At 71.5% G+C, this 19679-nt stretch carries 16 protein-coding genes; 7 read left to right on the top strand and 9 right to left on the bottom strand.

Annotated features, from left to right (window positions below):
• Positions 1 to 51: 51 nt before the first annotated feature.
• Positions 52 to 1608 carry a sugar ABC transporter ATP-binding protein gene (locus DEI83_RS07165; protein ID WP_111081109.1) on the bottom strand — a complete coding sequence of 519 codons (1557 nt, stop codon included), beginning with the start codon at positions 1606 to 1608 and terminating at the stop codon, positions 52 to 54.
• A gap of 1 nt (position 1609) precedes the next feature.
• Complete coding sequence (locus DEI83_RS07160) at positions 1610 to 2683, bottom strand: LacI family DNA-binding transcriptional regulator (RefSeq protein WP_111081108.1); 1074 nt, start codon at positions 2681 to 2683, stop codon at positions 1610 to 1612.
• Between the two features lie 183 nt (positions 2684 to 2866).
• Between DEI83_RS07160 and DEI83_RS07155 the strand changes: the two genes are divergently transcribed.
• Entirely contained in the window at positions 2867 to 3592 is a 726-nt protein-coding gene (locus tag DEI83_RS07155) for a hypothetical protein (protein WP_111081107.1), read from the top strand.
• Positions 3593 to 3596: 4 nt separating this feature from the next.
• On the opposite strand, the gene DEI83_RS07150 is transcribed toward DEI83_RS07155, so the two are convergent.
• Complete coding sequence (locus tag DEI83_RS07150) at positions 3597 to 4817, bottom strand: MFS transporter (RefSeq protein WP_111081294.1); 1221 nt, start codon at positions 4815 to 4817, stop codon at positions 3597 to 3599.
• Positions 4818 to 5274: 457 nt separating this feature from the next.
• Here DEI83_RS07150 and DEI83_RS07145 point away from each other — a divergent pair, with 457 nt between their 5' ends.
• Entirely contained in the window at positions 5275 to 7161 is a 1887-nt protein-coding gene (locus DEI83_RS07145) for a collagen-binding domain-containing protein (RefSeq protein ID WP_181431120.1), read from the top strand.
• A 55-nt stretch (positions 7162 to 7216) separates the two neighbouring features.
• Here DEI83_RS07145 and DEI83_RS07140 read toward each other — a convergent pair whose 3' ends face one another.
• The 5 genes from DEI83_RS07140 to DEI83_RS07120 form a co-directional block, all read right to left on the bottom strand.
• Complete coding sequence (locus DEI83_RS07140; RefSeq protein WP_111081105.1) at positions 7217 to 8221, bottom strand: hypothetical protein; 1005 nt, start codon at positions 8219 to 8221, stop codon at positions 7217 to 7219.
• A gap of 6 nt (positions 8222 to 8227) precedes the next feature.
• On the bottom strand, positions 8228 to 10015 hold the full coding sequence (locus DEI83_RS07135) for a molybdopterin-dependent oxidoreductase (RefSeq protein ID WP_111081104.1): 1788 nt from the start codon (positions 10013 to 10015) through the stop codon (positions 8228 to 8230).
• 61 nt (positions 10016 to 10076) lie between these two features.
• On the bottom strand, positions 10077 to 10541 hold the full coding sequence (locus tag DEI83_RS07130; RefSeq protein WP_111081103.1) for a MarR family winged helix-turn-helix transcriptional regulator: 465 nt from the start codon (positions 10539 to 10541) through the stop codon (positions 10077 to 10079).
• Between the two features lie 94 nt (positions 10542 to 10635).
• Positions 10636 to 12291 carry a catalase gene (locus tag DEI83_RS07125; RefSeq protein WP_111081102.1) on the bottom strand — a complete coding sequence of 552 codons (1656 nt, stop codon included), beginning with the start codon at positions 12289 to 12291 and terminating at the stop codon, positions 10636 to 10638.
• A gap of 113 nt (positions 12292 to 12404) precedes the next feature.
• Positions 12405 to 12905 (bottom strand): RimK/LysX family protein, encoded by a 501-nt coding sequence (locus DEI83_RS07120; protein WP_111081101.1) that lies wholly within the window; start codon positions 12903 to 12905, stop codon positions 12405 to 12407.
• A gap of 18 nt (positions 12906 to 12923) precedes the next feature.
• On the opposite strand from DEI83_RS07120, the gene rimK reads away from it, so the two are divergent.
• Positions 12924 to 14114 (top strand): 30S ribosomal protein S6--L-glutamate ligase, encoded by a 1191-nt coding sequence (gene rimK / locus DEI83_RS07115; RefSeq protein ID WP_111081100.1) that lies wholly within the window; start codon positions 12924 to 12926, stop codon positions 14112 to 14114.
• 202 nt (positions 14115 to 14316) lie between these two features.
• Positions 14317 to 14490, top strand: a complete 174-nt coding sequence (locus DEI83_RS15890) for a hypothetical protein (protein WP_181431118.1) — start codon at positions 14317 to 14319, stop codon at positions 14488 to 14490.
• Between the two features lie 60 nt (positions 14491 to 14550).
• Here the strand turns inward: DEI83_RS15890 and DEI83_RS07110 are convergent, their stop codons facing one another.
• Positions 14551 to 15954 (bottom strand): PLP-dependent aminotransferase family protein, encoded by a 1404-nt coding sequence (locus DEI83_RS07110; RefSeq protein ID WP_181431117.1) that lies wholly within the window; start codon positions 15952 to 15954, stop codon positions 14551 to 14553.
• A 57-nt stretch (positions 15955 to 16011) separates the two neighbouring features.
• Between DEI83_RS07110 and DEI83_RS15690 the strand changes: the two genes are divergently transcribed.
• From DEI83_RS15690 to rlmN, 3 genes are all read left to right on the top strand, one after another.
• Entirely contained in the window at positions 16012 to 16722 is a 711-nt protein-coding gene (locus DEI83_RS15690; protein ID WP_146243264.1) for a pyridoxamine 5'-phosphate oxidase family protein, read from the top strand.
• Between the two features lie 109 nt (positions 16723 to 16831).
• Complete coding sequence (locus DEI83_RS07105) at positions 16832 to 17758, top strand: C40 family peptidase (RefSeq protein WP_111081098.1); 927 nt, start codon at positions 16832 to 16834, stop codon at positions 17756 to 17758.
• Between the two features lie 167 nt (positions 17759 to 17925).
• Complete coding sequence (rlmN, locus tag DEI83_RS07100; protein WP_111081097.1) at positions 17926 to 19167, top strand: 23S rRNA (adenine(2503)-C(2))-methyltransferase RlmN; 1242 nt, start codon at positions 17926 to 17928, stop codon at positions 19165 to 19167.
• Positions 19168 to 19679: the final 512 nt, after the last annotated feature.

Genomic DNA, 19679 nt, shown 5'->3' with positions numbered 1-19679 from the left:
ACGGCGGCGGGAGGTCCGGTGGGGGTGCGCCGTGCGGAGTGGGGTGCCGGGTCAGGCGGCGTCGGCCTGCCCGTTCTGGGGATTGCTGACGTCGCGGGCGGCGAGGGTCATGACGGCGTCCTCGGTCGCGTCGGCGCCGTCGAGCTCACCGGCGATCCGGCCGTCGCGCATCACGAGGATGCGGTCGCTCATGCCGAGGACCTCGGGGAGTTCGCTCGACACCATGACCACGGCACCACCGGCCTCGGTGATGGCGTTGACGAGCTCGTAGATCTCGACCTTCGCGCCGACGTCGACACCGCGGGTCGGCTCGTCCAGCAGCAGGACGCTCGAGCCGGCGAGGATCCACCGACCGAAGACGGCCTTCTGCTGGTTGCCGCCGGACAGGGAGCCGATCGGCTGGTCGATGTCGTGCATCCGGATCCGCAGGCGGGCAGCGACCTGCTCGGCGCGCTGCTTCTGCCCGGCGAAGTCGACGAGACCGCCCCGGGCGCTGGATGCGAGCGTGGCGTAGCCGAGGTTGTCGTTGACCGACGCGCCGAGCACGAGGCCCTGGCCCTTGCGGTCCTCCGGCACGTGTCCGATGCCGGCCTTGATCGCGCCGGCGACGCTGCCCTTGCCGAGGGCGCGGCCGCGGACGGTCACGGTGCCGCTGTCGTAGCCGTCGGCGCCGGCGATCGCCCGGACCAACTCGGTACGTCCGGCGCCGACGAGGCCGGAGATGCCGAGGATCTCGCCGGCGTGCACGTCGAAGGACACGTCCGTGAAGCGCCCGGCGGCGGTGAGGTGCTCGACCCGCAGCACGGGGTCGGCACGGTCGACCACGGCGGCGCCCGTCGGGTACTGCTCCTCGATGCTCCGCCCGACCATGAGCCGGACGAGCTCGTCCTCGGGCGTCGACGCCGGAACCTCGGCCACGAAGTGACCGTCGCGGAGCACCGCGACCGTGTCACCGATCTCGGCGATCTCGTCGAGGTGGTGGCTGATGAAGAGCATGCCGACGCCCCGGGCACGCAGGTCCGCGACGACCCGGAAGAGCGCCTCCGTCTCGTGGCGGGTGAGGGCCGCGGTCGGTTCGTCGAGGATGAGGATCCGCGCGTCGACGCTGAGCGCCTTCGCGATCTCGACGAGTTGCTGCCGGGCGATGCCGAGGTCGCCGACCGGGGTGTCGACGTCGACGTCGAGCCCGATGGTGGCGAGCGCCGCCTCCGCCTGGCGGCGGAGCGTCTTCCGGTCGACCATGCCGAAGCGGGTCGGGATCCGGCCCATCATCACGTTCTCGGCGACGCTGAGCGACCCGACCAGGTTGAGCTCCTGGTGGATGGTCGCGATGCCGAGCCGCTCCGCGGCCGAGACGGTCGGGAGGCTCACCTCGGCTCCGTCGACGAGGATCCGTCCGCCGTCGGGCTGGTGGATGCCGGACATCATCTTGATGAGCGTCGACTTCCCGGCGCCGTTCTCGCCGAGGAGGACCTGCACCTTCCCGGCGTGGACGTCGACGGTGACGTCGGTGATCACCTGGACGGGGCCGAACGACTTGCTCACCCGGTCGAGGGTGAGGAGTGGGTGCTGCTGCAGGGGGGTCTGCGGCATCGGTGTCTGTTCCATGTCAGTGCTCCGGGTGCTGCTGGTCGGCGTGCTGCTGGTCGGTGGGGCGCGACGGTGCGGCCGGTCGACGGGGACGGATGGGGGTGGCCGAGGAGGCGCGGACGATGAGCTCGCTCGGCAGGCGCACGGACTGCGGGGTGCCGCCGTCGATGACGTCGCGGAGCAGGTCGACCGCCACACGGCCCATGTCCTCGACGCTGTGTGCGACGACGGAGAGGGCGGGCTCGAGGAGCGAGAACCACTCGATGTCGTCGAAGGCGACCAGGGCGATGTCCTCGCCGACACGGAGACCGAGCCGGTTGAGGATCGCGATCGCGCCGACGGCCATCAGGCTGTCGGCGGCGAAGATCGCCGTGGGCGGGTCGTCGAGGCAGAGCAGGGTCGTGACGCCGGTCGAGCCGGACGCTGCCTGGAAGTCACCGAACACGACGAGGTCGGGGTCCTCGCTGAGGCCCGCGGCGGTGATCGCGTCCTGGTACGCCGTGAAGCGCTCACGGCCGGTGGAGACGCTCTGCGGGCCTGCGATGTACCCGATGCGGGTGTGCCCGAGTGCGGCGAGGTGTTCGACGGTCTGCCGGATGCCGGTGCTGCTGTCGGTGGTGACGCTCGGGACGTCGATGCCCGGGATCACGCGGTCGACGAACACCGTGGGGATCTCGCGGTCGACGAGCTGCTGGACGGTCCCGGTGTCGTTGCCCTGCGGTGCGACGATCACGCCGTCGACCCGGCGGGCGATGAGCGTGTCGAGGTACCGGTTCTGCTGGTCGGCCCGCTCGTTCGCGTTGCCGAGCAGTGTGACGTAGCCCTCGGCCAGCGCGGCCTGCTCGATCGTGTGGGCGAGGTCGGCGAAGAACGGGTTGCGGACGTCCGAGACGAGCAGACCGATCGTGTCCGACCGGGTCGAGCGCAGCGCGCGGGCCTGCAGGTTCGGGCGGAAGTCGAGGTCCTTCGCGGCCTGCTCGACGGCCCGACGCGAGTCTTCGCTCGTCGCGGCGTTGCCCGAGAGGACACGCGATGCCGTCGCTGCCGAGACGCCGGCGCGAGCGGCGACGTCCTTGATGGTGACGGCGTTCATCGTTGAGCACTCCGTTGGGCGAGTCAGTCGTGGAATCGATTCCATGGAATCGATTCCACGACCATATGCACGGTTGCCGGGCATGTCAAGCGGCGGACAGGCGGAGCTGGGGCGGGCCTCCCGGACAAGCAGGGCGCGCGGATGCAGACTGATCGGAGGGGAACGATCGACCAGGGGGAGCGCATGACGGAACCGGCACGGGACGCGGACGCATCGGCGGCACCGGCCGGACCGGGGGAGCAGCCGACGTCGTCCGGCCGCGGTGAGCAGGTGTTCGCGCTCGTCGTCCTCGCGGCCGACATCGTGGTCGTCGCCGCGCTCCTCAGCATGGCGTTCTCGAGCGTCCTGCGGCTTCCGGAGGCCGCTGGCGAACTGGTCCTCGGGCTCGTCTTCACCGGGGTGCCGATCGCGACGGTCCTGACGGCCTTCGGGCTGCTGGTGCGGGCCCCGGCACGCCGGTTCGTGCACGCCGGGATCATCCTGGTGTGCATCCCGCTCTCGGTCGGCGGCGGTCTCGCCCTCGCGCTCGGCTGGAGCTTCGGCCCTGGCGGCTTCGTCGCCGCGTTCGTGCTCTTCGGCGTGGTCCTGGCGTTCGTACTGGTCCTCGCCCGACGAGCGTTGCGCCGCCCCGGACCGCGCTACGCGTCGAACGAGCTGGCGGCCCGGGACCAGCGGCTCACCCGCCTGGTCGTCGGCGGCTGGGTCGTGACGGCGCTCGCCGGGGCGTACCTGTCGAACGGACCGTTGCTCCTGCTGGCGGCTGCGGTGTCCGGCAGGCCGTACGACCACGTGCCGTTGGTCCTGGTGGTGCCGCTGGTGCTCCTCGCGGTGACGGTCGTGTTCATGATCCGTCGGCACGGACTGCGACGGCTCGCCGTGTCCGATGACGGCGGCGCTCCCGTCGGCTGACCCGTCAGTCCGCTGGTGCCACGACCGGCGTGGGGTGCGTCGGCGCCTCGGCCTGCGGGACCGCGCTCGACCGGCGCAGGCCCAGGGTCAGCAGCACGACCGCGCCCACCACGGCGACCGCTCCGGAGAACCAGAAGTCCGCCGAGAGGCCGAACGAGGTCACCGCCGCGCCGCCGAGCACCGACCCCGCGGCGATCGCGAGCTGGATCGTCGTGACGAACAACGCCAGCCCGCTCTCCGCGCCCGCCGGCGAGGCGGTCGACATCCACGTCTGCGTCCCGAGTGGCAGCGCACCCCAGACGAATCCCCAGACCAGGAGCAGCGCGAACACCCCGACGACCGAGTGTGCGGCGAAGGGCAGCAGGACCACGGCCGCGGCGAGCACGATCTTCGCGACACCGATGGTGCCGATGACGTTCCGGCTCAGCGTGAAGCCGGCGACGAAGTTCCCGGCGATGCCAGCGATCCCGAACACGAGCAGCGCCAGGGTGACGGTGTCCGGACCGACCCGGACGAGCTCCTCCAGGTACGGGGCGACGTAGGTGTAGGCAGCGAACTGCGCGACGAAGAGGAACGCGGCCGCGATGAGGCCGACGCGGGCACGCTGGACCCGGAGCAGGCCCGCGAGTGTCGAGAACCGGACCCGCTGCGACGACGGGATGCTCGGCAGCATCATCACCTGGAGCACCAGCGCCACCAGCCCCAGCGCGCCACCGATCACGAACGCGAGCCGCCAGCTGGCCAGCGATGACACGAAGGCGCCGAGCGGCAGGCTCACCACCGTGGCGACGGAGACCCCCGCGGTGATGAAGGAGGTCGCACGGATCACCGCGGACGGTGCCACGAGCCTCCCGGCGATGCCCGCGCCGATGGCCCAGAAGCCGCCGATGCCGACACCGAGGAGCATCCGGGCGACGAGGAGCACACCGAAGGTGGGCGCGATCGCTGCGAGGGCGTCCGCCACGACCAGCAGGACGGTCAGGGCGAGCAGCACCGTCCGGCGGTCGAGGCGCGAGGTGGCGACCGTCACGACGGGAGCGGCCACGGCGCCGGTGAGACCCGTGAACACCACCATCAGCCCGGCGGTCCCGATGTCGACGTGCAGGTCGCGCGCGATGGACGGCAGCAGGCCGATCGGCAGGAACTCCGAGAGCACGAGGACGAACGAGCCGAGGGCGACCGACAGGACGCTCAGCCAGCCGCGGCGGGTGGAGGTGGTGGTCATGGACGCCACAAGCGCGGGCGGCCGTCGGTCATTCCTCCGTGACGGCGGGCGACTCCGGCTGGCGGAGCCCGGACATCTCCCGCTGCACCGTCTACCTTCTGCAATACCGGAGGGACCCTCACCTGGGGTGCGGCCGGTCGAGGTCGGTGCTGACCTCGTCCGACCGCGGTGGTGAGCGACCGACGAGCGGAGCCCGGAACGGGGTCCGGACGGCATCGACGGGGAGCGGGACACCATGTGGATGGACGGGCGGCGAGCACGCCACGACGGGCAACAGACGCAGGACGGGGCACCGTACGGCCGCCTCGACGGGCGGGTGACCGAGCACCCGCGGACAGACCGGGCATCCGGGAGGTCCCCGCGACTGTTCGCCGCTGTGCTGCTCGCCGCAGCTGGGCTGACTGCGGCGGGGACGACCCCGGCACAAGCCGCCCCCGGTGTGGCGCCGGTCAACCCGGTGACCGTCCCGGTCAGCGGGCACCCGGCCAACCAGGGGTTCCTCGTCTTCGTGCAGGGTGACGTCCGACTCGCCGCCGACGAAACGGAGGGGACGCTCGCTGCCGGCGGGGACCTCGCCTTCGACACCAGCTACAACATCGCCGCCGGACCGGTCCCGCCCGACACCCTCACCCTGCCCGGGGAGACCCGGCCCACGTCCCTGTACGTGGGCGGCGGGATCACGTTCCCGACCGGGACCGGCGCGATCCTCCGGGTCCTCGGACAGGGTCTGACGCACATCGGTGACACGAGCACGTACGACGCGTTCGACCGTGACCAGAACGGCGCCGCGATCGACTACCGCATCGCACCAGAGGACACGACGGCGGAGACGGTCCCACGCATCGAGGGCACGACCCGCCAACCCGCCACCGACGTCTCCCGCACGGCAGACCCGTCCGTGCTCGACTTCGACGAGTCCTTCGCGCGGTACCGCTCGTTGTCCGCCGACATCGGCACGTGCCCGGCCACGACCGCGCTGACGGACGCAGCCGGGAGGCCGGTGACGTCCCCCGTCGCCCCCGGCACCGCGGCCGAGGTCGAACTCCGGAGCGGTTCGACGACGGTCCTCACCCTCCCGGCCAGTGACCTCGACGCACTGAGCCTCCTCACCTTCCGGGGGCTTCCGTCGCCGGACTCGCCGCTCGTCGTCAACGTGACCGGTGGGACCTTCGACGGCACGATCCCGAACCTCGCGAACCTCACCAGCAACAACGCCCCGTACGTCCTCTGGAACTTCCCGGAGGCCACCGACGTGCACGTGACCGGAGCCGACGCCCTGGAGGGGACGATCTACGCTCCCCGGGCGAACGTGCGGTGGGACGTCACGCAGAACATCGAGGGCAACGTCATCGCCGCGTCCTTCGTCCACGGGGTCCCGGCAGCCCCGAGGCCGGTGCCGCTCGAGATCCACGGCTTCCCGTTCGCGACCACGGTGTCCTGCGCGAGCACCGACGCCGTCACCGGGACCCTGACGCTCACCAAGCAGGTCGCCGGCGGCGACGCCGCACCGTCGGACTGGACGTTGACGGCGACGGGGGCGACGACGATCAGCGGACCGAGCGGGAGCGCAGCCGTCACGGACCAGACCGTCCCGGCGGGCGACTACACCCTGTCGGAGTCGGACGGTCCGGACGGCTACACCGCCGGCGACTGGACGTGCTCCGGAGCCGAGGTGTCCGACGACGTCGTGTCCGTGCAGGACGGGGACCGAGTGGTCTGCACCATCGTCAACACGGCGGTGGTACCTCCGCCCGGGGGCGGTGGTGACGGCACGCTGACGCTCGTCAAGCAGGTCGTCGGCGGTGACGCAGTACCCGCCGACTGGACGTTGACCGCCACGGGGCCGACGTCGATCAGCGGGCCGAGTGGGAGTGCCGCCGTCACGGGGCAGCCGGTCGGTACGGGCGACTACCTGCTGGCAGAGTCGGGTGGCCCGGACGGGTACACCGCCGGCGACTGGACGTGCTCCGGAGCCGAGGTGACCGACGACGTCGTGTCCGTGCAGGACGGGGATCAGGTCGTCTGCACCGTCGTCAACACGGCGGTGACCCCGCCGCCCCCGGGCGGGGGCAACGGCGGTGGTGAGCCCGGCAACGGGATCCCGGGTGCGGGCGGTGGCCCTGCCTCGGGGCTGTTCCCGGTGCCGGCACCCGGAGCGGACGCCGGCGGCCCAGGCAGGCTCGACCAGTCCGGCGCGTCAGGGACCGGTCCCGGGCAGCTCGCCTTCACCGGTCACGACCCGGCGCCGTCGCTCCTCATCGCTGCAGCGTCGCTGCTCGGCGGCGCACTGCTCTTCGCTGCCCGTCGGCGGAGCCGCTCCCACCGGGGTGGCACCGAGCGGTAGGGAGCATGCCGAACGGCCCGTACGAAGCGGGCCGCCTGCCGAGCCCGTGTCGCCGTCAGTCCGCGTCCGCGCCGACGGGGCTCGGCCCGCGACCACGGAGCACAGCGCTCGCCGCGGTGACGACAGCGATGGTCGCGACGAGGAACCAAGCGACGACGGCGACCCAGCGCACCAAGTCGCCCGCGGTGACGAGGAGGTCGACGTCTGCGACCCGTCCGAACACGGTGGACGCCGTGGAGTACATGCCCAGGGGGAAGACGATGCTCCACAGCGCGGTGGAGTAGCGGACCGGTTCGCCGAGGACGACGACCTGCCGGATGCCGATCCCGACCAGGAACGGCAGGCACCACGTCCCCCACGCCCAGAGCACGAACGACGCGCCGCCGATGAAGGGGGCTGCCGTCGCCGGACCGTGCTCGAGCAAGCGGGCTCCCGCGAGGGTGGTGATCGCCGTCGCCCCGGAGACTACCCACGCGGTCGGAGCAACGACCACCGGACCGCCGCGGGACGCCACCATCCGCACGAGCACGACGGCCGCGAGCAGCAGGTAGAGCACGAGACCGACGCCCCAGAGCGCGAGTGCCGCGGCCGGGGCGCCGAGCGTCGCGAACGTGATGGCGAGCGACTCGGTCCCCACCACCCAGAGGAACCAGGCGCCGTCGGCGTGGTCGGTGAGCGGGCGGGCCCGGGTGTGCAGGAGCAGCCAGGGGAGGAGGCCGTAGGTCAGGAGGAGCCAGAGCGGTCCGCCGAGGACGAGTGCCACGACGGGCGCGGTGCCGATCCCCAGCGTGGCACCGAGGGTCCCGCAGACACCGAGAGCCGCCACCAGGGTCCACCAACCGAAGGCGGCTCCCGGATCCGTGAAGGTGCCGGTGAACCACGCCGGCGCCGTCACGCTGCGCAGTGCGAGGAGGAGGACCACGCCGACGAGGAGCAGCACCGCCAGGGCGAACGCGACCACGCCGACCGCACGCAGTCCCGCCACCGCGCACGACGTCCCGACGATGCCGGTCGCCATGACGGCTGCCGCAGCGTTGGTCGGGACGGAGGGTGGTCGCATCGGCGGTCAGATCGGCTGCCGGTAGCCGAAGAATTCGTGGTCGTTGTTGTACCCGCCGAGGCCGCTGCCGACGTCCTCGAACCGCTCGACGAACTCGATGCCCTGCAACCACTTCACCATCTTGAAGCCGAGCTGCAGCTCGTTCCGCAGGCGGAGAGGCGCCCCGTGCGCGAAGTTCAACGGTTCCCCGTTCATGTCGTACGCGAGCATGACGAGGTCCGAGCGCATCTGGTCGATGTCCTGCGCGTCGTAGTACAGGCCGCCGTCCGCGCCCTCGGCGAAGGAGTAGAACACCACCCACCGCGCCTTCGGGTCCGGTCGGACCAGGTCGAGGATCGCCGACATCGGGACGCCGCCCCACTTGGCCACACCCGACCAGCCCTGGATGCAGAAGTGCTGCGTGATCTGTTCGCGGTGCCCCAACCGGTGCAGGTCGTCGAGGGAGAGCGATGCGGGTTCGTCGACGAGACCGCCGACGGCGAGCCGGTAGTCCCGGAAGCCGTCGGCCTGCAGGGCGCGGTACTGCTCGCTGTCTGGCGTGCGGCCGTTCGGCCAGAAGAACGGCGAGATGTCGTCCTCGGTGTACCGGCCCGGCTTCGCGTCGACGTGTTCGAACCACCGTTGGACCGGCCCGAACAGCACCAGCCCGAACCGCCGGACAGCTCTGGGGAACCGGTACGTGAAGGGCGAGCCTCCGACCCATACGGCGGCCAGCACGACGGTGCTGGCGAGGAAGACCCAGAACCCGGTCCACTCCTGGGTGTCGTTGCCCGCGTACATGTGGTTCAGGTTCCGGAGGGCCCCCGTCATGAGCACCAGGCTGACGTGGGCGATGACGAAGGCCACGTACCAGCAGAGCACGAGGAAGTGCAGCGACCGGGCGAACTGGGGGCTGAACACGCGGCTGATCCGCGGGAACCGGGTCGACAGGGCCGGCGACATCCCCAGGCCGGTCACCAGCGCGAGCGGAGCCGCGATGAAGACGGTGACGAAGTACGAGAGCAGTTGCAGTGCATTGTAGTTGACCCACCCGTCCTCCACCGGCCAGGAGAGCGAGAGGTACCGGATCGCCGTGGTGAGCGCGTTGGGGAACACGTCCCAACTGGTCGGGACGATCCGGGCCCACTGGCCGGTCACCGCGAGCAGCACGACGAAGACGATGCCGTTGAGCAGCCACAGCACGTCGACGCCGAAGTGCCACCACCGCGCGAGCCCGATCGAGTGGCGTCGCCCCGGGAGGCCGATCTGGTCCGGCAACGTGATCGAGTCACCCTTGGCCGTGTAGGTGGGGTCGTCCGGCACGGGCCGCTGGAAGCGCAGCCACTCGCGGCCAGGGGTGGAGTGCCGTGTCCAGTACAGGCGCGGATGGTCCGCGAGGATGCTCAACCCTGCTCGCATGATCGGGAACATGAACAGGGCGTTCAACCAGTGCTGCCACTGCAGCCACGCGGGGAACCCCTCCGGGGTCCCGGCAGGCAGCCTCGATTCGCCGGGGTACGTGCGCATGAAGTCGCGGACGGCGGGCAGGTCGACGATCCCGCGTGCCACCGAGACCGCGATGACCAGCGCCGCAGCCGCGAGCGGTACGAGCCAGAGCAGGTTGAGCCACCGGTCTCGCCCGAGCCGGAGTCGCGGAGCCGTGCCGTACTGGGCGGGCAGCCCTCCGGCCCAGTCCGCCGCCACGCGGTCATGTCGTCGATCGTCGAGTTGTTCGCGGAAGCGCGGCGACACCTCGGCCAGCTGCTCGGCGCGTTGCTGCTGTTGCGAAGACCGTCGTCCCTGAGCGGTACTCATGGACGCACGCTACGCCGCCGACCATCGACGCGCCCGGCCGGAACCGGGACCACAGGGGGCGTCAGCCACCGAACGCGGAGATCTCCTCCACCAGCGGCTCGTGCATCGCCCGCCGGAGCGCGGCCGCCCCTGCGACGACGCTCGCCCGCTCGGCCTCCGGGATCGCGTCGAGGAGCCCGACGATCTCGACCCGGCGCCGCTCCATCACGTCCGCGACCAGGGCGCGCCCCTGGCCGGTCGCCCCGACGAGGACCTCGCGGCGGCTCTCGGTGCTCGGCAGCCGCTCGACCCACCCGTCCTCGACGAGACGGTCGACGATCCGTGTGAGCGTCGACGCGCCGACCGCGAGGCGCTCGGCGAGGTCGCCCGATCGGGTGGGACCGAGGGTCGTCACGAGGACGATGAGGCGGAACTGCGGGACGGTGACGTGCTCGAGTGCGGGTGCGAGTGACCGGGCGACGACTCCCAGCAGTCCGCGTGATGCTGCGAGCAACTCGTCGATGCCCTCTGATGGTGCGTGTGGCATGCGTCCATCCTGCCGGACGGGGCCGGCCTGGTCGTGCAGACGGGAGGCCCGGTGCCAGCTGGCACCGGGCCTCCCGTCTGCGGCAGGTCGCGTCTCAGACGCGCACGGCGCGCTCGTCGGGCACGCAGTGCGTCATCATGAGGCCCTCCACGTCGCGCGAGCCGTTGTGCCCGAGGTTCGCCAGGCGCGCGAGCTCGGCCTCGTCGAGGGTCTGGGACTGCAGCGGCGGCAGGTCCTTCACCTCGTCCAGCGTGATGCCGAGGCCCTCGCCGACGCGGCGGCCGAGGTCGTCCTCGACCATGTAGAAGTGCCAGAGCATGCGCTCCTGCACCGGTCGGGCCGCCTGCGAGATGAGGTCGACGAAGTTGGCGACCAGGTCGTCGCGCTCCCAGTCCTCGAGCAGCAGGTACCGCTGACCGGCCTGCGTGTAGTCGTTCGTCCGCGGGATGCGCTTGCGGGTGAGTCGGCCGACGATCTCCGGACCCTGGTCGTCGTGCGTCGGGTACTCGGCCTCGCGCAGCCCGCCGGTGATCGAGGGCTCGTAGTTGACGTGCGGGTTCTCGCCACCGTGGTCCTGGTGGTACGCCATCTGCCCGTCGCGCTGGTTCGTGGCGACGTTCCCGTTCTTCGGCGCGTTCACCGGCAGCTGCAGGTAGTTCGGGCCGACGCGGTACCGCTGCGTGTCGGAGTACGAGAACGTGCGGCCGACGAGCATCTTGTCGTCGGAGAAGTCGAGGCCGTCGACCAGCACGCCGGTGCCGAACGAGAGCTGCTCGTTCTCGGCGAAGTGATTCGTGACGTTCCGGTCGAGCACCATCTTGCCCACGACCTTCGGCGGGAACTCGTTCTCGGGCCACACCTTGGTGTCGTCGAGCGGGTCGAAGTCGAGCTCCGGGTGGTCGTGGTCGTCCATGAGCTGCACGCGGAGCTCCCACTCCGGGTACTCGCCCCGTTCGATGGCCTCGTACAGGTCCTTCGACGCGTGGCCGAGGTCGGTGCCCTGCACCACCGCGGCGTCGGCCTCGGTCATCGAGCTGACGCCGACCGACGGGATCCAGTGGTACTTGACGAGCTTGGTGTCGCCGTCGCCGTTCACCCACTTGTAGGTGTTCACGCCGAAGCCCTGCTGCGTCCGGTAGTTCGCGGGGATGCCGCGCGGGCTGAACAGGTTGACGAGCATGTGCATCGCCTCGGGCGTCTGCGACATGAAGTCGAAGATGCGCGCCGGCTCCTGACGGAACGTGACGGGGTCCGGCTTGAGGGAGTGGATGACGTCCGGGAACTTGATGGCGTCGCGGATGAAGAAGACACCGAGGTTGTTGCCGACGAGGTCCCAGTTGCCGTCCTCGGTGTAGAACTTCACCGCGAAGCCGCGGGGGTCACGAGCGGCTTCTGACGAGTCGCGCCCGCCGATCACGGTCGAGAACCGGATGGCGACGTCGGTACGCTTGCCGGCCTCCTGGAAGAGCTTCGCGCGGGTGTACTGCGCGATCGGCTCGTCACCCCAGGTGCCGGTGGCCTCGAAGTACCCGAAGGCGACCGCGCCGCGGGCGTGCACGACCCGCTCCGGGATCCGCTCGCGGTCGAAGTGGCTGATCTTCTCGAGGAACTGGTAGTTCTCGAGCGTCGCCGGGCCGCGGGCCCCGACCGTGCGCTGGTTCTGGTTGTCGTAGACGGGGTGGCCCTGCCGGTTGGTGAGCACCCGGCGGTCGTCACCCTCGGCGGGTGGCTGGCTGGAGACGTCGGTCATGGCGTCGTCCTCTCTGCGTTCTGGTCACGGACTCGGGTTCACGCCCGAGTGTGGCCTGCCGGGGAGACGGCTGTTCCCAGCGGTGATGGGGTTCCCAGGAGTTCAGGGCCCGTTCAGCTCCGGCCGCGGTTCCGCCGACGTACGGCCTTGGGGGCACGCCCCGCCATGAACGAGCGGGCCGGGTCGACGACGAACCCCTGCCGCAGCGCCTCGCGCCCGACGAGCATCCGGAAGCCCATCTGGTCGCGGTTGCTCAGCGTGACCTCGGCCAGGACCGTGCGCCCGGCGAGCTCGATCGACATCAGCACCACGATCCGCTCCTGCGTGTGACCGCTCGAGCTGCGGATCACGCGGCGGTCGTGGATCGCGCACTCGACCGTCTGCGGGTCGACGTCGGAGTCCTGCCACGGGTGCACCGAGAACCGGACACGGCCGCCGGGGAGCTCCTCGACGTCGAAGGCGTGCAGCGCCGAACTCCGGGCACCGGTGTCGAGCTTGACCTTGATCCAGGGGATGCCGATGTCCGGCAGCGCCGCCCACTCCCGCCACCCGGCGACGATCGGCACACGGGACGCGGACTTCCCGCCGTCGGGGCGCTTCGCGGGGTCGGCCATGCCCCTATCTTGGCAGTGATGAAACTCGCCATCCTGTCGCGCGCTCCGCACGCGTACTCGACGCAGCGTCTCCGCACCGCTGCCGCCGAACGCGGTCACACCGTCAAGGTGCTGAACACCCTCCGGTTCGCGATCGACCTCACCGGTGAGCAGCCGGACCTGCAGTACCGCGGCAAGCTGCTGTCCGACTACGACGCCGTCCTGCCGCGCATCGGCAACTCCATCACGTACTACGGCACCGCGGTCGTCCGACAGTTCGAGCAGATGGACGTCTACACGCCGAACACGGCGAACGGCATCACGAACTCGCGCGACAAGCTCCGTGCGAACCAGATCCTGTCTCGACACGACATCGGCATGCCGGCGACGACGTTCGTCAACAGCCGGGCGGACGTCCGCGGCGCGATCGAGCGGGTCGGTGGCGCCCCGGTCGTCATCAAGCTGCTCGAGGGCACGCAGGGGATCGGGGTGATCCTGGCGCCCGAGGCGAAGGTCGCCGAGTCCATCGTCGAGACCCTCCACTCGACGAAGCAGAACGTGCTCATCCAGAGCTTCATCTCGGAGAGCCGCGGCAAGGACATCCGCGCACTCGTGGTGGGGGACCGGGTGGTCGCGGCGATGCGCCGGTCCGCGTCCGGCGACGAGTTCCGCTCGAACGTGCACCGCGGCGGCACCGTCGAGCAGGTCACGCTGACACCGGAGTACGAGGAGGCCGCCGTCCGCTCCGCCCAGATCATGGGGCTCCGGGTCGCCGGCGTCGACATGCTCGAGGGCAACGAGGGACCGCTCGTGATGGAGGTCAACTCCTCCCCGGGCCTGGAGGGCATCGAGCGTGCCACCGGCCTCGACGTCGCCGGTGCGATCATCGACTTCATCGCGAACCAGGTCGCGTTCCCCGAGATCGACGTGCGGCAGCGCCTCAGCGTCTCGACGGGGTACGGCGTCGCCGAGCTGCTCGTGCACACGAACGCGGACCTGGTCGGCAAGACGATCAAGGACTCCGGGCTGTGGGACCGCGACATCACGGTCCTCACGCTGCACCGCGGGACGTCGGTCATCCCGAACCCCCGCAGTGGCGTGGTGCTCGAGCCCGGTGACCGGCTGCTGTGCTTCGGCAAGCTCGAGGAGATGCGTTCGATGATCCCGGACCGCCGTCGTCGACGCACGAAGCTGCGGAAGCTCCCGAAGGAAGCGCTGCCCGACAGCTGACCCCGGTCCTGACCGGGCGGCTGTCGCGCACTCCCTTGCATGCCCTCGTCCGGATGGCGCGGGCCCTCGGGCCGGGCGGCGCACCCCGGCCCGGTGCCGCGTACCGTCCGAGCAGAAGAGAGTTCGTCTCGTGTCCCGCGGTCCATGATCGTCCCGGGGAGGACGGCACCGGAGCGCGGGCGCCGTGAACAGGGAGCACGCCATGACGAAGTACGAATCGAACCAGGACGTGGAGCCGCTCCACGTGACCACCTACCGTTCCGCCCGCAAGGCCGCTCGCCGCGGGTGGGCGGTCCCGGCGGACGTGCCGGTGCCGTCGCTCGAGGACGTCTGGCGCAGCGACCGCACCCCGGCGGACCGGGCCCGACAGCGCTGACCCCGTCGCGATGAGCTCCGGAGCACGGCCGACCACGGCCGGGCTCCGGCGAGACCGTCCTCAGCCCGGAGCGGACGACTCCGCCCGGACCGCGGCGAGCACGACGTCGAGCGCCCGGTCGAGTTCGGGCAGCGTCACGGCCCCGTACCCGAGCACGGCCCCGTTGCCCGACCGTCCCCGCTCGAGCTCGTAGTCGGCCAGGTCGGCCAACAGGACACCGTCCGCCGCCGCGCGGGCGACCACGGCAGCGCCGGTCGGTGTACCCGGCCACGTCAGGACCGCGTGCAGACCGCCGGTGAGGGCACGGGCCTCCAGGCCGGGGATGCCCGTGTCGGCGAGCCGGACCGCGATCCGTTCCCGTCGGTGCGTGTAGTCCCGCCGCACCCGACCGAGGTGGCGGCGGAACGCCCCGGTGCGGAGCAGGTGCGCGAGCGCGACCTGCACCGGCTCGGCGACGACCGCACCGCGGGCCGTCCGGGCCGATCGGACCGCCTCGCCGACCGGACCGGCGGGCACGACGACGTAGGCACACCGGAGCCGCGGGTCGAGGGTCTTCGAGAAGCCGCCGAGGTGCACCACGACGCCGTCGGCGTCGAGCGCGGCGAGGGCCGGGACGGGACTGCCCCGGTGGCGGAACTCGGAGTCGTAGTCGTCCTCGACCACGACCATGCCGACCGCCGAGGCGTGCGCGAGCAGCGCTCGCCGGTGCCCGACCGGCATCACGGAGCCGAGCGGGTACTGGTGCGTGGGGGAGACGACGACCGCGTCGACGTCCTCCGCGGCGAGGGCGGCGAGGTCGACGCCGTCCGGTCCGACGGGGACGGCCACCAGGTCCGCGCCGGCACTCGTCAGGGCGCGGTGGCCGGAACGGTACCCGGGGTCCTCGACGGCGATCCGGGGCGCGCGGCCGAGCAGGGTGCCCAGTGCCTCGGCGACGAGGGACAACGCCTCCGAGGTCCCGGCAGCGACGAGGACCTGCGACACCGACGGGGAGAACCCGCGCGCGAGACCGAGCTGCACGACCAGCTGCTCGCGCAGGGCTGGCAGCCCCGCGGGCTCGGACAGCGCGTTGCGGAGCGGCGCGTCGGCCGCGGCCCGCCAGGCCGCTCGCCAGTCCCGGTCGCTGATCGCGGCGACGGCCGGGATCCCCGGTCGGCAGTCGACGCCGAGTCGCTCCGGCGCCTCGGCAGGTGCGACATCCGGCGCCGGCCCCCGCTGCCCGCGGCTCACCCCGGGCGCACCACCCGCTCCGGCCACGACCCGGGCCGCCGCGCCCTGCCGCGTCCGGAGGTACCCCTCGCCGTCGAGCTGCTCGTAGGCCGCCACGACCGTGCCGCGCGCGACCCCGAGCTCGGCGGCCAGGGACCGCGTCGACGGCAGCGGGTCACCGGCGCCGAGGGTCCCGTCGTGCACCAGGGCCCGCACCCGCGCGACGACGGCGGCCACCTTGCTCGACTGGTCCACCTGGAGCGCCCCGATCTGGTCTACGTGCTGGTCCAGTCCCGACCCTAGCGTCGAGACATGTCCGCTCCCGACGCACTGCCCTCCCTCACCGTCCGCCGTCTCCGCGAGCGCCAGCAGACCGATCCGGAGGCGCTCCGCCAGGTCCTCGCCGAGGGCTTCGTCGCCCACGTCGCCCTCGTCCGTGACGGCTTCCCGATCGTCCTGCCGTACCTGTACGGCGTCGGCGACCTCGGTGCCGGACCGGTCCTGCTGTTGCACGGGTCGACGGGCGGCGGGCTCTTCCTCGACGCCGGCGCGGAGGGCGTCCCCGTCTCCGCCACGGTCACCCACCTGGACGGCATCGTCTTCGCCCGCTCGACCTTCGACAGCTCCGCGAACTACCGCAGCGCGATGGTCGTCGGCCGCGCGACGGTGGTGCCGACCGAGCAGCGTGCCGAGGCCCTCCGCCAGGTCGCGGACCACCTCATGCCCGACCGGCGCGCCGAGGTACGCGAGATGACCGCCAAGGAGGTCCGCCAGACCCAGGTCCTGCAACTCCCGCTCGACACGGCGAGCGTCAAGGTCCGTGCCGCCGGCGTCGGTGAGGCACCCGACGACGGTGAGGACCACCGTGTCTGGGCGGGTGTCCTGCCGGTCGCGGTGCGCGCCGGCGCACCGGTGCCGGGAGCGCTCGCCGCCGCGTCGGCCACGGCACCCGATCCGTCCGTGCTCGCGCTCGCCGCACGGCTCGACGCGCTCGCCGACGACCGGGAGGCCGCGTGTCTGTGACGGACCGCAGGAACTCGCCGAGGTTCCCCAGCCGTGGTCAGGTTCGTGACCAATACGTTGTCTCTCCGGGTCGCCGCCCGAGACGGGCGGTCCAGACACGGAAGGAACCATGGGACGCCACGCACTGCCCGCTGACGACGACCGTCGATCGGGCGCCGGCACCGTCCCCACACCCGTCGCCCCCGTGACCCGGGCACGCGGCCGCCGCGCCGCCGCCGGACCATCCGTCGCCCGCAGCACCTACGTGGCGCACGAGCGCCCGGCCCGCGTCGTGACGCTCTCCCCGGCGCGGACCGCCCGCCCGGTCGCCGACCCCGTGACCGGCACGCTCGTCTCCCGGACCGCCGCGCTCCGCGCCGAGCGCGCGGCCGACCCGCGGCACGTGCGACGTGCCGCCACCGCCAGACGCGCCGCACTGCTGATCGCCCCGGCACTGGCGGTCACCTCGACCCTGTCCCTCTCGATCCCGGCCGAGGCCGCCACGGCCGCACCGGCTGCGGTGCCCACGACGACCTCCCTCGAGCTGCAGACCTACACCGTCGCCCACGACGTCGAGGTCCCGATCACGTCGTCCGACGGCGTGACGACGACATCGGTCGTGTCGTACCCGACCCTGGTCCTCCGCTTCGGCGTGACCGAGGCCCAGGCGCAGTCGGCACTGTCCGCGGCGCTCTCGGCAGGCGGCGACCGCGCCACGGTGCTGCAGACGGCACTGCAGTACCTCGGCGACCCGTACCTCGAGGGCGGAGCGGACCACGCGGGCATCGACTGCTCCGGCCTGACGATGGTGGCGTACCAGGCGGTCGGGATCGAGCTCGCCCACTACGTCCCCACGCAGGACGCCGCCGCGGAGACCGTCCCGGAGTCCGAGGCGGCGCCTGGGGACCTGGTGGTCTTCGACGACGAGGACCACGTCGGCCTGTACCTCGGGCAGGGACTCGTGCTCCAGGCACCGCACCCGGGCGAGGTCGTGGACATCGTCCCGATGTACTCGATGCCGCACCACTTCGCCCGGCTCCTGCCTGCCGGTTCCTGAGCAGCGGGGTCGTCGCCGTGCAGGCCGACGGCTCCGACCGGCCACGTGTTCCCCGTGCGTGTGCTCACGGAGGCCGGGACCGTCGTGCAGTCGGTCTGACCAGCCCGACCACGCAGGATCGCTGGGCTGACTCGCGAAGGGTTGCGGGCCTCCCGTAAGCTGGAGTGATGGCCACCGACACCCGCACCCCGTTCGAGGAGCAGAGCGCAGCACGCTCCGTCCGCCCGCAGGTGCGGCCGCGCACCGAGGGCTGGCAGCAGGCCACGGGGACCGACGGCCGACCACTGCTGCAGTTCGCGTCGCCGAAGCGGGGCAAGCCGCCCGTGCACCTGGCCGACCTGACGGTCGAGGAGCGCGAAGCCAAGGTCAAGGAACTCGGTCTGCCCGGGTTCCGCGCCAAGCAGCTCGCCACCCACTACTTCACGCACTACACGTCCGACCCGGCCAAGATGACCGATCTGCCGGCGGCCCAGCGCGACGAACTCGTCGCCGGGATGCTGCCGCCCCTGCTGACCGAGACCCGTCGTCTCGAGACGGACAAGGGCGACACGATCAAGTTCCTCTGGAAGCTGCACGACGGCGCCCTCGTGGAGTCGGTGCTCATGCGGTACCCGGGGCGCATCACGCTCTGCGTCTCGTCCCAGGCCGGCTGCGGGATGAACTGCCCGTTCTGCGCGACCGGCCAGGCAGGCCTGACGCGCAACATGTCGACGGCCGAGATCATCGAGCAGATCGTCCGGGCGAACGAGGCGATCGCTGCCGGGGAACTCGGCGGCGATCCTCGCAAGGGCGGCAAGGACCGGGTCGATGCCGAGCGCGTCACGAACATCGTCTTCATGGGCATGGGGGAGCCGCTCGCGAACTACAAGCGCGTGATGGACGCGGTGCGGATCATGACCGCGCCCCAGCCGAACGGCCTCGGCATGAGCGCCCGCGGCATCACGATCTCGACGGTCGGCCTGGTGCCCGCGATCCTGAAGCTCGCCGACGAGGACATCCCGGTGACCTTCGCGCTGTCGTTGCACGCGCCGGACGACGAACTCCGCGACGAGCTCATCCCGGTGAACTCGAAGTGGAAGGTCGACGAGGCGATCGACGCCGCCCACAACTACTACGTCAAGACCGGTCGCCGCGTCTCGATCGAGTACGCGCTCATCAAGGACATGAACGACCACGCCTGGCGTGCGGATCTGTTGGCGGAGAAGCTCAACAAGCGCGGCAAGGGCTGGGTGCACGTCAACCCGATCCCGCTCAACCCGACGCCCGGGTCCGTGTGGACCTCGTCCGAGGTGCACGTGCAGGACGAGTTCGTCCGCCGACTCAACGCCGCCGGCATCCCGACCACCCTCCGCGACACCCGCGGCAAGGAGATCGACGGTGCCTGCGGGCAGTTGGCAGCGGCCGACTGACGGCTGACCGACTCGTCGGTCAGGTGAGCGACGGCTCTGACGGGAGGCGCGGTGCGAGTACGCATCTGGGCCCACGACGGCCGGTTCCAGACCGACGCGCCAGCGGCGGGCTGGCCGTGCCCGGTGGGGAGCCTTCTGTCGTTCCCAGGGACGGTCAGCGGCCGCGATCGCGTACGGCTTCCGCCGCCCGGAACAGCAGGGGAGCAGGCGCGACACGCCCGGGCGTCGAGCTGGCTTGGCGCTCCCGTTCACCCGTGCGTAGAGTAATCACTCGTTGCCGCTGAGGTGGAGAACGGAACGGCCGAGACACTGACCGGGTCAACGACCTGGGAGATGCAGTCTGGCTCCGATCTTCCCCGGGCAACGAACCAGCCTCTCTGGCGAAGCATCCTGGTGGTGTGGAGTGGGGAGTGCGTCTGGTCCTTGAGAACTCAACAGCGTGCACATTGTCAATGCCAATTTTATTGACCCCGTGCCTGGTCGGTTTCGGCTGATCGGGTGTGGAGCAATTC

Origin of the sequence: Curtobacterium sp. MCBD17_021, from assembly GCF_003234525.1 — a bacterium.
In the GTDB taxonomy this organism is placed as follows: domain Bacteria; phylum Actinomycetota; class Actinomycetes; order Actinomycetales; family Microbacteriaceae; genus Curtobacterium.
Note: the sequence above shows the minus strand (reverse complement) of the source record. Positions and strands in the feature narration are given on the sequence as shown.

Coding starts and splice junctions, on each gene's coding strand:
- DEI83_RS07120 (WP_111081101.1), bottom strand. CDS start 12,905: ATGGCCGACCCCGCGAAGCGCCCCGACGGCGGGAAGTCCGCGTCCCGT.
- DEI83_RS15690 (WP_146243264.1), top strand. CDS start 16,012: ATGTCCGCTCCCGACGCACTGCCCTCCCTCACCGTCCGCCGTCTCCGC.
- DEI83_RS07135 (WP_111081104.1), bottom strand. CDS start 10,015: ATGAGTACCGCTCAGGGACGACGGTCTTCGCAACAGCAGCAACGCGCC.
- DEI83_RS07140 (WP_111081105.1), bottom strand. CDS start 8,221: ATGCGACCACCCTCCGTCCCGACCAACGCTGCGGCAGCCGTCATGGCG.
- DEI83_RS07125 (WP_111081102.1), bottom strand. CDS start 12,291: ATGACCGACGTCTCCAGCCAGCCACCCGCCGAGGGTGACGACCGCCGG.
- DEI83_RS07105 (WP_111081098.1), top strand. CDS start 16,832: ATGGGACGCCACGCACTGCCCGCTGACGACGACCGTCGATCGGGCGCC.
- DEI83_RS07150 (WP_111081294.1), bottom strand. CDS start 4,817: ATGACCACCACCTCCACCCGCCGCGGCTGGCTGAGCGTCCTGTCGGTC.
- rimK (WP_111081100.1), top strand. CDS start 12,924: ATGAAACTCGCCATCCTGTCGCGCGCTCCGCACGCGTACTCGACGCAG.
- rlmN (WP_111081097.1), top strand. CDS start 17,926: ATGGCCACCGACACCCGCACCCCGTTCGAGGAGCAGAGCGCAGCACGC.
- DEI83_RS07155 (WP_111081107.1), top strand. CDS start 2,867: ATGACGGAACCGGCACGGGACGCGGACGCATCGGCGGCACCGGCCGGA.
- DEI83_RS07130 (WP_111081103.1), bottom strand. CDS start 10,541: ATGCCACACGCACCATCAGAGGGCATCGACGAGTTGCTCGCAGCATCA.
- DEI83_RS07165 (WP_111081109.1), bottom strand. CDS start 1,608: ATGGAACAGACACCGATGCCGCAGACCCCCCTGCAGCAGCACCCACTC.
- DEI83_RS07160 (WP_111081108.1), bottom strand. CDS start 2,683: ATGAACGCCGTCACCATCAAGGACGTCGCCGCTCGCGCCGGCGTCTCG.
- DEI83_RS15890 (WP_181431118.1), top strand. CDS start 14,317: ATGACGAAGTACGAATCGAACCAGGACGTGGAGCCGCTCCACGTGACC.